The 13,176-nt window shown below is 50.7% G+C and carries 13 protein-coding genes and 1 pseudogene; 7 read left to right on the top strand and 7 right to left on the bottom strand.

From position 1 onward, the window contains the following. Positions 1-116 precede the first annotated feature (116 nt). Together BN2591_RS06075 and BN2591_RS06070 are read right to left on the bottom strand one after the other, a co-directional pair. The gene (locus tag BN2591_RS06075; protein ID WP_086869843.1) at positions 117-500 is read right to left on the bottom strand and encodes an ester cyclase; all 384 of its coding nucleotides are present in this window, start codon (positions 498-500) and stop codon (positions 117-119) included. 276 nt (positions 501-776) lie between these two features. Further along, complete coding sequence (locus BN2591_RS06070; protein ID WP_086869983.1) at positions 777-1,280, bottom strand: DUF1003 domain-containing protein; 504 nt, start codon at positions 1,278-1,280, stop codon at positions 777-779. A 423-nt stretch (positions 1,281-1,703) separates the two neighbouring features. Between BN2591_RS06070 and BN2591_RS06065 the strand changes: the two genes are divergently transcribed. From BN2591_RS06065 to BN2591_RS06055, 3 genes are all read left to right on the top strand, one after another. Beyond that, positions 1,704-2,144 (top strand): GNAT family N-acetyltransferase, encoded by a 441-nt coding sequence (locus tag BN2591_RS06065; protein WP_086869842.1) that lies wholly within the window; start codon positions 1,704-1,706, stop codon positions 2,142-2,144. 216 nt (positions 2,145-2,360) lie between these two features. After that, positions 2,361-3,104 (top strand): SDR family oxidoreductase, encoded by a 744-nt coding sequence (locus BN2591_RS06060; protein WP_086869840.1) that lies wholly within the window; start codon positions 2,361-2,363, stop codon positions 3,102-3,104. Positions 3,105-3,353: 249 nt separating this feature from the next. Then, entirely contained in the window at positions 3,354-4,211 is an 858-nt protein-coding gene (locus BN2591_RS06055; protein ID WP_086869838.1) for a TraB/GumN family protein, read from the top strand. 84 nt (positions 4,212-4,295) lie between these two features. On the opposite strand, the gene BN2591_RS06050 is transcribed toward BN2591_RS06055, so the two are convergent. After that, positions 4,296-4,745: a carboxymuconolactone decarboxylase family protein gene (locus BN2591_RS06050; protein ID WP_086869836.1), complete on the bottom strand. Its 450-nt coding sequence runs from the start codon at positions 4,743-4,745 to the stop codon at positions 4,296-4,298. Positions 4,746-5,114: 369 nt separating this feature from the next. Between BN2591_RS06050 and BN2591_RS06045 the strand changes: the two genes are divergently transcribed. Beyond that, a complete protein-coding gene (locus BN2591_RS06045; protein ID WP_086869834.1) occupies positions 5,115-5,684 on the top strand; it encodes a TetR/AcrR family transcriptional regulator in 570 nt (189 codons plus the stop codon). 59 nt (positions 5,685-5,743) lie between these two features. Continuing rightward, on the top strand, positions 5,744-6,220 hold the full coding sequence (locus BN2591_RS06040) for a nuclear transport factor 2 family protein (RefSeq protein ID WP_086869832.1): 477 nt from the start codon (positions 5,744-5,746) through the stop codon (positions 6,218-6,220). A 119-nt stretch (positions 6,221-6,339) separates the two neighbouring features. Here BN2591_RS06040 and BN2591_RS06035 read toward each other — a convergent pair whose 3' ends face one another. Beyond that, the gene (locus tag BN2591_RS06035) at positions 6,340-7,065 is read right to left on the bottom strand and encodes a type 1 glutamine amidotransferase (RefSeq protein WP_086869830.1); all 726 of its coding nucleotides are present in this window, start codon (positions 7,063-7,065) and stop codon (positions 6,340-6,342) included. Between the two features lie 116 nt (positions 7,066-7,181). On the opposite strand from BN2591_RS06035, the gene BN2591_RS06030 reads away from it, so the two are divergent. Further along, entirely contained in the window at positions 7,182-7,949 is a 768-nt protein-coding gene (locus BN2591_RS06030; protein WP_086869981.1) for an AraC family transcriptional regulator, read from the top strand. A gap of 48 nt (positions 7,950-7,997) precedes the next feature. On the opposite strand, the pseudogene BN2591_RS24700 reads toward BN2591_RS06030, so the two are convergent. Together BN2591_RS24700 and BN2591_RS06020 are read right to left on the bottom strand one after the other, a co-directional pair. Then, positions 7,998-8,168 (bottom strand): annotated as a pseudogene (locus BN2591_RS24700) (LysR substrate-binding domain-containing protein); the annotation flags it as partial. 29 nt (positions 8,169-8,197) lie between these two features. Continuing rightward, complete coding sequence (locus tag BN2591_RS06020) at positions 8,198-9,004, bottom strand: SDR family NAD(P)-dependent oxidoreductase (RefSeq protein WP_086869828.1); 807 nt, start codon at positions 9,002-9,004, stop codon at positions 8,198-8,200. 173 nt (positions 9,005-9,177) lie between these two features. Here BN2591_RS06020 and BN2591_RS06015 point away from each other — a divergent pair, with 173 nt between their 5' ends. After that, positions 9,178-10,365 carry an MFS transporter gene (locus BN2591_RS06015; RefSeq protein ID WP_086869827.1) on the top strand — a complete coding sequence of 396 codons (1,188 nt, stop codon included), beginning with the start codon at positions 9,178-9,180 and terminating at the stop codon, positions 10,363-10,365. On the opposite strand, the gene BN2591_RS06010 is transcribed toward BN2591_RS06015, so the two are convergent. Beyond that, positions 10,342-13,086, bottom strand: a complete 2,745-nt coding sequence (locus BN2591_RS06010) for an ATP-binding protein (RefSeq protein ID WP_086869826.1) — start codon at positions 13,084-13,086, stop codon at positions 10,342-10,344. The genes BN2591_RS06015 and BN2591_RS06010 overlap by 24 nt on opposite strands. Between the last annotated feature and the right edge of the window lie 90 nt (positions 13,087-13,176).

The following is a 13,176-nucleotide window of genomic DNA, read 5'->3' as shown; positions in this document are numbered from 1 at the left end:
CAAGTGCATAGATCACGAATTGTCCCGGTGGCGAACGAAATGATTAAGCGTCAGCGTATCGTTATGTGGGAAGAAATGATACGTAACTTTTACAATATTCAGAAAGTGATAAGTAATTACTCAGCAATCTGCGCTTCAATTGCTGCTTTATCAATGACGGAAAGCACATGAGTAATTTTGCCGTTATTCACTTCATAGAAAACATTTTCAGCAAATGAAACAGGCCGGCCATTAATTTTTAAGCCGAGAAATTCGCCTTTCGGGGAACAGTTAAATAGCAGGCGGGCGGCAATAAGCGGAGGTTCACATACCAGACGATCGATAACGAACGTAAGATTAGGGATATTCTCAACATCCTGAATAAGCATTGAACGATAACCGGACAAGCCAAACTGCCGACCATTGTGAGTGATGTTCTCAGCAATATACAGTCCAAGCTCATCCCACGCACGCCGGTTCAGGCAGTCTATATATGCACAATAAAAATCCTTTAATATCATTTCATTACCTTTTTACTTTATGTGGTGTCGTTATTGACTCCCTTAATTAATCTTCTCTGGTGTTGATGTCTCGCTGAATGAGCCACTCACTTTTGTAGATCATAGTGCATAGCAGCAAGAATAACGGCCTTTTATCGCGCAATACGATCTGTCATGCCAGCTCAAGCATCAGGCTTCGCGGGTCATTTTTGTTATAGTGAAGACGTGGCCGGATCGCTGTCATAACTCCCGATGTCTACCCGCAGATCTAACGGTGAAACCAGCCACCACGAGATATTACGGCTGCTGTTTGTGAAGCTCACGCTGCGCAAGTTGTAAGGCGAGTGTTTCGATACGCTCGGCCATTTCCCGGGTCATTTCGGTCAACTGAGTATTTTGTTTTAGTAATTCCAGCAACTGTGCCGACTGCTCCTCGGCGAGTATCTGGCGCTTCGTCATTGCGTCGTCCAGATCTTCGCGGTGTTGTGCATCCGCCAGCGCATGCGCCTGATCGCGCTCCGCCTGCCGGGTTTGCGCCAGCAGGATCAGCGGCGCTGCATAAGCAGCCTGAATACTGAACGCAAGGTTGAGAAGAATAAAAGGGTAGGGATCAAACTTCACGACCCCGGCAACGTTCAGAACAATCCACACGATCACTGCGATAGTCTGCCCAATCAGAAATGTCGGCGTACCAAAAAAACGTGCGAAGGCTTCTGCTTTCAACGCAAACCACTCGTCGCCAAAAGTATGCGTAATACCTTTCAAAGGGCGATATAACCGAAATTTTTTATCTGTATGCATATCATAAACTTCCTGCCGGGGGAGATTGCCAGAATCACCGAAACGTTTTTCATCACGGGCACTAACGTCCCGTCGTACAAAATATACGTTACGGATGTTATACGTCAGGTAAAGCGCCTGCATAAAGCCTGGCAACCTCAACATTACCCCAGCGCTAATGTGATGGCTCTCGGCTGGCAAGTTCGCCCGGAACACCGCGAACGGTTCCTGATGATCCTGGCCTGCTGCTCATCTCTTAACACGCGCCATCAACGGTGGGATAAAATGGCGAACTTCCATTCCTCACTCAGGGCGAGCATCATCTCTTCTGGCTCCGCGCTGCCCCGGAGTTTCGCGCACGTTGCAAAGCCGGAAAGCCGCGCCAGAGCCCCAAAATCATCTTTGTTATTATGGCATTAACTCTTATTCATCAAGGTATATGACATGTCGTTCAAGGTACGTGAAGCGAAAGCTGAGGATTACGATGCATGGTTAAGGCTCTGGAACGGATATTTGCAATTTTCTGGCAGTACGCTCAGCGATGAGGTTACCTCATCGACCTGGCGGAGGGTGTTGTCTCCAGACTCAGATTTAATGTGCCGGCTTGCGGAAACCGAACAGCAAGTGGTGGGTTTTGCTATGTGCGTGTTGCATGAGGGAACATGGGTAACACAGCCTCATTGTTATCTTGAAGATCTTTTTGTTGATGAATCGATGCGCGGCCTTGGCGCGGGAAAAGCGCTGATTGAGGCTGTATGTGATGAAGCCCGGACGAAGTCATGGTCGAAAGTATACTGGGTTACCAGAGAAACCAATCCTGCGCGGGCCCTGTACGATAAACTTGCCGTTGTGGATAATTTTGTCCGATATACCGTCAAAATTTAAATACCTGAATCCAAATTACAGCGTCGCGCAAATAACCGTCCGCTGATATTTTCGTGGGCGGCTTTGCGCCAGTAGCAAATCCCCGGGCATGCTATTCAACAGCGTGTCGTGCCGTTTATTTCTGTTCCTCCTGTAAAAATGGCACTAACGGAAAGATGTCACTCCGCCTCATCTTGTATATCTCCATCCACACTCATTAAAAAAGGATGTATGGAGATGCTGAGAGGTAAAAGAGCGGTTATTACCGGTGGCGGTGGCGGATTTGGTCAGGCGCTGTGCGTGTGGCTGGCGCGAGAGGGTGTGGAAGTGCATTTTTGTGCGCGGCGGGCTGATGATATTCAAAAAACCTGCCGTATCATCGCTGCTGAAGGCGGCATGGCAAAAGGGGATATCTGTGATTTAACCCGACCTGAGTCCCTTTCTCAGTTTTCTGCTCAGGTATTAACTTCAGACAAGCCCATCGATATTTTAATTCTCAATGCGGCTCAGTGGTTGTCAGGAACGTTAGACGATCAGCCTGATACAGAAATTATCGCTACCATCAGTTCAGGGCTGACGGGTTCGATTCTACTGACTCAGGCGTTGCTGCCAGGGTTAAGACGTTCAGACAGTGCTGATATCGTCGCTATTATATCTTCATGCGGGATCCCGAATTTTACGGATTCAATTGCGCATCCCGCTTTTTTCGCCAGCAAACACGGGCTTAGCGGGTTTACCACAAAACTGTCCCAACAATTATCTGAAGAAAATATACGTGTTACCGGCCTGTATCCGCCGGATTTCGAACTGACCGGGTTAGATACCTTTGTTGATAGTTCATCGAGAATGGGGGAAAGTCTGCTCAATGGGCGATCGATCTGGGAAACGATTCGTTTTGTGCTGACTCAACCGCGCAGTTGCCATATAGGTAGAATCTACTTTCACGGGCCAACACGTGAAGATCTGAATGGTCGGGGCTGACTTAACAGAACGGTCAGCGTCAACGGTAGCCCGTTTGTTTAACGTGGGGATACGTCAGCGACGGCAAATCGCCTTTTTAGGGTGAGTGGTAAATTGAAACTATGCTTACGCCAGACCCGCTACATGCACGAAGAGAGAAGCTGTTTCTGCCACGCAATATGAATTTATAAGGTTCAAATCACTTGTCCGCAATCGCCATAGAAAGTTAAGGTAACAGAAGGTAATTCTTACTGGCGGGCCATAATTCTGATGCGTAGATCTACGAGTTTCGCTCTTAAAGAGCAACGGCTTTTCCGCGACAAGCGTTTTATTTTTCTCGGCGAATCTATACATGGTGTAGCGGAATATACTCGATTGAGAGAAAATATCGCGGAGTGCTATTTTAACAAGTCAGCGGTATTGATATTTGAAGCTGATAGTAATGGGATGCTATTTTCTCATCAATATAATGAATCTGCCATTTGCAGACTTAAAAACTTTCCCGGAATATCGCGTTCTCAGGAGACAGTAAATTTATTAGCATGGGCTATATCCAGGCAAATTCCTTGCCTGGGAATTGACTCAATTCCTCGTCGAGCGGTGACTGAGTTCCCCCCAGAATGGCAACCCATTCAACAACGGAAAATTGATGAATACTCCAGCGCCAGATCGGGAGTAAATTTTTTTGAATGGCGTGAGATCAGAATGGCTGAAAATTTGATCCACTTAACCTCAACCTATCCAGAACACCGGATGTTAATAATGCTTCACAATCTTCATATCAAAAGGCGTGGTAGCTTTGAGAAGGCAGAACTACGGTTGAAATCCGTGCGAGAGTATTTTGAAGATGTATTTCCCTGGCAAAGTCATTCTATTGCTCAGCTTGCCCAACGCGGTAGTGCTTTACATAACGATTTAACATTATTTAATTTCCATATTACCGATCCTCTCTCTGTGGAGCGTTTATCCGGGGCGGCTGTGTACACGTTGCTTACAGCGGAACAAATACCGAATGACAGTACTGCATGGCATCATGCTTTCGAACGCGAAACCGTATCGCCAAAAAATCAGTATGAGGGATGTTTTATCTTTAAAGAGGTGCATCCCCCGATAATGGCGTCATTATAAAATAGCAAAATTAATGGCTTAACCTATATTAAATAGCAGGTGCTTGTGCTGCAAATCAACTTAATAAAGTCCGATTATAGCATTTCAGGCTTTAGCGAGCGGCTTCATGCGAAAACTGATGCCCATACGATTGATGGCATTCATGGTGGCAATAACAATGGTAAGTTCAACCAGATTTTTTTCACCGAATACAGAAAGCGCTGCGGAATATGCTTCATCGCCAGCGTGTGTTTCACTGATACGCGTAATTTCTTCTGTCCATGAGAGCGCAGCTTGCTCTGTATCCGAAAATAAATAGGTCGCTTCTCGCCAAACCGGCACCAGGACTACCTTTTCGACGGACATACCACTCTTGATAAGATCGCGTGTGTGTATATCAATACAGTGTGCACAACCATTAATCTGAGAAACTCTTAAAAAAATTAAGTGAATGAGCTCAGCAGGCAAATTTGTCCCGGTAGTGGCGTAATGATGAAGCGCTCCGATAGCCTTTCCACCTTCCGCAGAAACCTGAAACCAATTTGGACGCTTCATAACTATCTCTCCTTTTTGAAATGTTTGAATAAATCTCTGTTTATTCGGATGGCATAAAGAACCGCTACGTCGCATTTGCAGCAGCACGTCTGTTCAGCCGTGGTGATATTAGCCCTTCATGGCATAAATAAAAGAGACAAATACGGAGTAAGAAGGTAGGACATTCAGAGAGGGAATGTCGCCCAGTTAAACAGAGAAAACAATCTGACTCGCGCGACGACATCGTGCCTGTAGCCGGCATCCCGGCTCCGTTTTCTTCATAAACGGTAAAGCCTGTTCGTTATCATTCACGGACGGCTTTTTACTTTCTCGACAATTGTTTTTGAAATAATGATTGACGAGGTAGAACGATCGTTCTACCTTTGTCACATGAACAAGAAAACAACCGATACCCGAGAAAAAATCCTGTCTACCGCAGAGCAATTGATCTATCAAAACGGTATTCATGCCACCGGCATGGACCTTCTGGTCAAAACCTCAGGCGTGGCAAGGAAAAGTATTTATCGCTATTTCGCGACCAAGGATGACGTGGCTGCCGCCGCGTTGAATGAACGTGATGAACGCTGGATGCACTGGTTCAGAGCAGAATCCGATAAAGGCGAGACGCCTTCGGATCGCATTTTGAATATGTTCACGGTCCTCAGAGGCTGGTTTGAATCAGACGGCTTTCGTGGCTGTGCGTTTATCAATACCGCCGGCGAAGTGGGGGACCCGAACGATCCCGTTCGCCAGATAGCAAAACGGCATAAACAACAATTGCTGGAGTACACGCTCGAACTCACGGAGCAATTAAACATCGAGCAACCTGCCGCGCTGGCCAGACAGCTTCTGATCCTGATGGAAGGCGCTATCACGATGTCGTACGTAATGGGGGATTCCAGCGCCGCTGACAGCGCGAAGGACGTTGCGAAACTCTTGCTGGAACAGGCCTCTTCATAACGCCTGAGTCTCAAAAAATTATTCCTACTGCTATATCCGAACTTACAGGAGGCTTTACCATGTCCGAAGCACAAACTCGCCCGCCACTTCCTCCTTTCACTCGCGAATCGGCGATTGAAAAAGTGCGGCTCGCTGAAGACGGCTGGAACAGCCGCGATGCCGAAAAAGTTTCACTGGCGTATTCACTGGATACCAAATGGCGTAACCGCGCCGAGTTTGCCAATAATCGTGAAGAGGCCAAAGCATTCCTTGCCCGTAAATGGAAAAAGGAACTTGAGTATCGCCTTATTAAAGAGTTATGGGCGTTTGACGGCAACCGCATCGCGGTCCGGTACGCTTATGAATGGCGTGATGACTCAGGTAACTGGTTCCGCTCTTACGGCAACGAAAACTGGGAATTTGAAGCAGATGGCCTGATGAAACGCCGCTTCGCCTGTATCAATGACATGCCTATCAAAGAGAGTGAGCGCAAGTTCCACTGGCCGCTGGGTCGTCGTCCGGATGATCATCCGGGTCTGTCGGAACTGGGCCTGTAAATGTGCCGGTGACCTCGCGAAAAGCCCCTGGCTGTATTATCCGGGGGCTTTTTCTCCACGCAAAAGTCGCGCGATATATTCATTAAAATCAGGCGTCGATTCCGTTGCGGTCAATGGCGTTACGCGTTTGACTGGCAGTAATTTGACGCAAGTTTGTCGAGAAAAGTGAATAAGTGTCTGTTCATTTTGCTGTAATCATTCGCCCGTAGCTCGTCTGGTGTCTGAACGAAACGATATTCAGCGGCCCGGCGTAAATCGTTGTCGGAATGTGCGATCAATAATTCGACGACCTGCGGTGTAAGTTCCATATGGCACTGAAACCCGTAAACCCGATCGGAATAAGCGACAATCTGGCGTGGACATCCCTCGCTCCAGGCGATGATTTCCGCTTCAGGCGTAAGCCCCGGCATATCGTTATGCCAGTGACCTACATCAAGGGTATTGCCGAAGTGAGAGAACAACGCGTTCTTCGCGCCCTTATCGGTCATAAAAATGGGAAACATACCAATCTCTTTTTCCGGACTGTGCGCAAAAGGAGCACCTAATGCTTCGCCAATCAGTTGAGCGCCCAGGCAGACACCGATGACGGCTTTACCTGAATTCACCGCCGAGGCAATCAGCGCCTGCTCAGCGTGAGAGTCAAAATGCGCGCACGCTTCCACGCTGACGGAGGGATCCTGTGGGCCGCCCATGACGACCAGCAGATCGATGTTCCGTGCATCGTCGGGAAGTGGTTCGCCTGCATAAACGCGGGAAAAGGTTATCTCATGGCCGCGACGCATGGCCCAGGTTTCGTACGCGCCAGGCGCTTCGAAACTTTCATGAACAATGAAATGTACTCGCATAGACGTATGCTCCTGTAAAACGGGTCACAAACTGAATTAAGCGCGCTTTACCCTGCCAGCCTAATCGCGCAGGTAAGGTCAGCCAGGTCATGGTAAACAAGAGGTTCTCATCTGAAATGCCAGTCAGCATTGATAAAACGCCACGACACGATGAGGCGACGGGGTGGTCAGGAACGGCCATTTCTTACCACCGTGGGGAGGTGGATCCCGCTCATTACCATCTTGAAGGGCAGCTATTATTTGCGACCAGAGGGGTAATGCTTGTTGACGCCGCCGACAGACAGTGGGTTATTCCCCCGCAGCGGGCCCTCTGGCTCCCACCGTTTATGGTTCACTCCTACCGCGTTCTGTCAGATACGCAATTACGGGCGGTGTACGTCAGCAGTAGCCTGATTGCGGAGTGTACAAACTTCAGCAGGAACAGCCAGGTGCATATCATTAGCGCGACGCCACTGATGAAAGAACTCATAAATGGCCTTTTTACGGGGGAATATACCGCGCCGATAAAGCGAAAAATGGCGCTTTTGCTCCTCGACATTCTCAGCGAAACCCCCTCTGGCGGCGCAGAACTTCCCATGCCGCGTGATGCGCGTTTATTTCGTGCCGCAAGTAAACTGGTATTCAACCATCGCTGGAACGTGGCGCTGAGTGAGCTGGCTGACATTGCGAACATGTCGGAACGGACTTTTTCTCGCCAGTTTTTACGGGACACCGGTTTCAGCTTCCGGACATGGAAACAGCGAGCCAGAATATACGCATCCTTAGATCTCCTCGCTGATAACATCCCCGTGAAACAGATCGCCTACCAGCTCGGTTTCTCATGCCCGGCGGCGTTTTCTGCTGCATTCCGTTCAGTGATGGGGACAACGCCCGGTGAGTTTTAACCGGATGCGGCGGGAAAGCGAAATAACGACCGGGTATGCATGCCGGTTTCAGTCAAAGTAAGGTTTTAAAATATCTTCCGTCCTGTTCATAAAGGCCCTTACACGCTGCGACAAGTTGCGCCGGTGCGCGACAACAAAAAACACGATGAGCGGCGCGGGACGAAAATGGGGCAACAATTCAACCAGTGCACCGCTTTTGATGTGGGGTAAAAGGGGGGAATTAGCGTCTCTTTTTTGAGGGGAAATATTTACATAAATCTGTCTGCGCCACCGGATGCTTCAATGGTCTGCCCGGTAACAAACTGATTCCTTTCGGAGAGCAGGAAAGCCGCAATCACCGCAATATCTTCCGGCTGCCCAAAGCGGCCTACAGGGGTTTTCTCTTTTCCCAGCAGAGCCATCACTTCAGCATCGGTTTTATCAGCCAGGTCAGGACGACGGTGGCGGACATTTGGCAGCATATTTTGCGCCCAGTTATCCGTCGCGACAGCGCCGACGCCAATGGCATTAACCAGAATGCCACTCGCCGCCACGCTCAGAGCAAGGCTGCGGGTCAGGTTGTTGATCGCGGCGCTCAGTGCATGTGAGACGGTAAGTTGCGGGTTCGGATAGATGCCGCCAATCGAGGAAATATTGACAATACGCCCCCAGTTTCGTAGTTGCATAGCGGGGATGACAGCCTTGCAAAAGCGTCGCATGGCGGAGAATTTGGTCTCAGTCATTAACTGCCAGTCCTCCTCGGTGGTGGTCAACAGCGTGCCCGCATGGGCTCTTCCGGCATTATTTACCAGCAAATCAACGTGACCAAAAACCGTTTCCGCCTGCTCAACCACCCGCGAAGGCAGGCTGAGATCCGTCACATCCCCGGCGACCGGCAGTACCGAAACACCATATTTATCAGCGATCATTTTCGCCGCCAGGATGAGTTCCGGTTCTCGTCTGGCAACCATCACGACGTTCACCCCATTTGCGGCCAGTTCCTCGCAAATACTGAAACCAATCCCGGTTCGCGCTCCGGTTACCAGAGCCACTTTTCCTGTCAGTTTTAAATCCATGTGTTACTCCTCACACTCAGCACCGTTAATAACATGAGAAGTATTACGCACCGATCCCGATTTCAGACGCTTGTGCCACACAATTCAGACGTCTGAAAAGAACGCACAAAGCGTTGAGAACCGCCGCCGCTTATGCTGCAAAAAAAGAGTGACTATAGAGCGAGGTGTGGTCTGTGCGTACGGAGAACCAGGCGCTTTCTTCTGCCAGGATCCTGATGCTGGCGATGATTTGCTGCATTGTGGTGGCGAATATTTATTTTAATCAATCCGTTCTGAACCTGATCGCGGCCGCCTTTCCTCATGAATGGGCTGCTGTTTCGTTGATCCCCATGGCTACTCAGTTAGGCTATGCGGCGGGGTTATTTTTTCTGATCCCATTAGGTGATTATATTGAGCGCCAGCGGCTTATCCTGCGCCAGACTCAGGTGCTTTTCCTGGCGCTCATCGGCATGATGTTAGCCCCGACGGCGGCCGTGCTGGTGTGCTTCTCTTTCCTGACGGGGATGGCGGCAACCGTTGCCCAACAAATTGTGCCGCTTGCGGCCTCGCTCTCGAAAATTGCTTCGCGGGGCAAAACGGTGGGCACTGTGATGAGCGGCGTCCTCGCCGGTATTCTTGCCGGACGGGCTATCGGAGGCCTTATCGGTCACTATTTCGACTGGCGCGGCGTCTTTTTGTCCGGCGCGATCATGACATTGCTGGCGCTATTTTTCATCGCGCGTATTTTGCCCTCTCAGTCGTTGCCGACCCCAGGGTTTCACTACCTGAAGGTGCTACGTTCATTAGGTGGTTTGTGGAAAAGCGAGCCGCCGCTACGCGATGCAACGCTGACACAAGCCATGCTGTTTGCCTCCTTCAGCATACTGTGGACTGTGCTGCCTTTCTGGTTATCACACCGCTACGATTACGGGGCAGGGGTAGCCGGAACCCTGGCGGCTCTGGGGTTAATTGGTATTCTCTGTGCGCCGCTGGCGGGAAGTTTCAGTGACCGGCAGGGACCGTTGCGGATGGTGATGTTTGGCGTGTTATTCATGCTGCTAGCCTGGATAGTTCTCTGGGCCTGGAACAGCATGACGGGGTTGGTGGTGGGCATTTTACTGCTGGATGCGGGTGAACAATGTGTTCTGATCGCGAACCAGCATACGATTTATTCTTTGCGCCCGGATGCCAGAAACCGTCTTAACACACTCTTTATGAGCATTATGTTTATGGGTGGGGCAGGCGGTTCACTGTCTGCTACCTGGCTTTGGCAGGCAGCACATAGCTGGACGCTCATCGCTTCAGCGGGGGGCGGGCTCGCGATGATGGGGATGTTAATGGCGGTGAGACGGCAATATTCACGTTCCCAGGCGGGCACATAGCGCGATAGCGTTTCTGACATCCGTTGCCCTGTCTGCACCTTCGACATCTTGTAAAACGTGTTCGATTAAGTGCTTAGCCGCTAAGGTTTCTCCGGCTTGCGCCTGTAATGTCGCCAGTGAATAAGCAATGCGCAGGGCCCAGCCATGCGCCTGCTGCTGACGCGCTTTGCTCAGCGCCTGTTCCAGAAGCAGGCGTTGCTCCTGCGACGGTAAATGCGTGGCGGAAAGGCGCATCAGCTCCGGCGCGCACCAGTTTTCATGATCCCGCCAGGCGGTTTGCTGCGACAGGCTGGTATCAATTTCCGACAGCAAAGGCGAGTATTGCCAGTCCAGCCCCATCGCGCGTAATGAGCTAAACAGTGTGGTTTGACTCACCTCGCGATGGCTGAACCGCCTGGCCCAGACCAGAAACAGCTCGCCATAGGTTTTCCAGAAATACAAATCATGTTGTTCTGCCAGACGAATCAGCCAGTTTGCGGCCTTGATCACCCGGCGTGGATTGCGATCCAGCGCGGCTGTCATACAGGCGCCTTCCGCCAGGGCGCAGCAAAGCGAGCAGACATGCTGTAAACGCGCGGCTTTTTTCACGCCGCGCCATGCCATCTCTTTTGCCGCCTGATATTCGCCCTGTACCCACAGCAAACGAGACAGAAAAGCCAGTCCGGCGCTCTCTTGATCGAGGCCGAAACGGAAAGCGTGGCTTACGTTCTGCCGATCGTACCAGGCCAGGGATTGCAGCAGGTTATTGCGCCCGGCGACATGCTGACCAGCAAAATGTAGCGATACGCCGAGAATACGCAGCCCGGTAGCCTGCGCCTCCGCGTCATTAATGGCCTGCGCGAGTTCGCACATCGACTGCGCATGCTGACGTGATTTATTCAGCTCACCCGTGCGCAGGTAATAGAGCCATAAGCCGTAATGCGCCTGCAAACGTATCTCTTTGTCGTCGAGCTTTTCTGCCAGAGTCAGTGCGGTTTGCCAGGCTGAATGGGTTTCAGGTGTTGGGCCTTTCGCCCAGGTCGATGCTTTACCCGCTGCGGCGCAGAGGTTCATTCGCTGGCGTAACGTTAAGGCTATCGGCGAACGCTCGTCTAACAGCGGATAAATATGGCGCTGACACTCATCATAAAGTGAATATTCAATCCAGAATGGCGTCATCGCCTGTAAGATCTCAAGCCCTGTCGAAGCATCGTGCCCCTCGGTTAAGGTGTGCTGTAAAACACGGCGCAAATCATTAAGGATGTGACGATAACGCTCCCGCCACTGTTGTGTTGGAAGCGTCAGCCACGCATTCTGGGCCTGCGCCACCAGCACGTTATAGTGACCGGTAAAACGGGCCATAAGCCCGTCATATTCCCCCGCGAGCCTGAGTTTATTGCAGGCGAACTGGCGCATGGTTTCCAGCAAACGAAAACGGGTTACCGGCACCTGGCTGGTGGCCTGAATCAGGGACAGGGCGAGCAACCGTTGTAGATCGTCAATCACTTGCCAGCAGTGCTTATCTTGCGTCCCGAGAAAATCATTGACTGATTTCACACTGAACGTATCGGTAAAGATGCCGAGCGTTCTGAATAGCTGCTGTTCGCGCGCATTGAGTAACTGATACGTCCACTCCAGCGTGGTCACTATTTTCTGGTGCCGGGGAACCCGTGAACGCTGCGTATTGCTTAATAGCTGGAAACGATCCTCCAGCCGGCTATAGATCTCACTGACGCTCATGACGGGCAGACGCGAGGCCGCAAGTTCAATGGCTAACGGCAAGCCATCAAGATGGCGGCATAATTCGCCAATCATCGACAGCTCGCTATCTGATGGACGGAAATCATGGCGGTTGGCCTGCACGCGCTCGATAAAGAGGCGGACGCTGGCAAAAGACATTAACGCCTGGTTATCCGTGACGTCTCTTTCCGGAACCTGCAATGGCGGCAGTAAGTATTGTTGCTCGCCGGCAATCTGTAATGCCACCTGGCTGGTCAGCAACAGTTTGATATGGGGAGCAAGCGTCAGGAGTAAGGTAATGACGGGCTCCAGCGCGTTAATGACGTGTTCACCGTTATCGATCAGCAGTAAACACCGACGCCGCGCAAGCTGCTGGCGTAAATCGGCATCCTGCTCAACGGTCGCCAGCGGAAGGTGTAACGCTTGTGAAAAAACCGAGAGCAAGCCGGATGCTTCGGTGATATGCGCCAGTTCTGCCACGCCTGTTCCATCAGGAAAATGTGTGTGCAGATGATTGACGACCTCCCATGCCAGACGCGTTTTCCCCACGCCGCCGGAACCGGTAATCGTCACCAGTTGGTGCTGATTTAACAGGGCGCAGACCTCCTGCACGGCCTTCTCACGCCCTAAAATCGACGCCAGAACAGGAGTAATAACGGGGGCGGGTAGTGCGGGTTTAGCGGGCGTCGGCAACGGTACGCTATTGCTGTTAAAGCGATAACCACAACCAAATTCAGTCACAAGCAGATGCCGATCATGACCCAGTACGCGGCGTATAGCGGAAATATGCGCCTGAAGATTATTTTCTTCGACGATTTCATTTCCCCATACTTGAGTAAGTAAAGCCTCTTTGCTTACCGCTTTACCTTCCGCTTTCAGCAGAACAACCAGAACATCAAACGCTCTGGCCGAAATTCTTACTGGCTTACCCCGGTGCAACAGGATCCTTAGCTGGGGCCAGATTTGCCACTCAGCAAAGTGCATCTCATCGGCTGTTATCATGATATTGAGTTCTTCTTTTTTTGACCGTCACGAAATCTAACTGTGCGCAGAATGCCATTTCGCCACCGGCATTATCAGAATCAGGTGATG

It is taken from the genome of Kosakonia pseudosacchari, from assembly GCF_900184035.1.
GTDB classification, from domain to species: domain Bacteria; phylum Pseudomonadota; class Gammaproteobacteria; order Enterobacterales; family Enterobacteriaceae; genus Kosakonia; species Kosakonia pseudosacchari.
The sequence above is the reverse complement of the archived record's forward strand: the minus strand, read 5'-3'. Positions and strand labels throughout refer to the sequence as shown.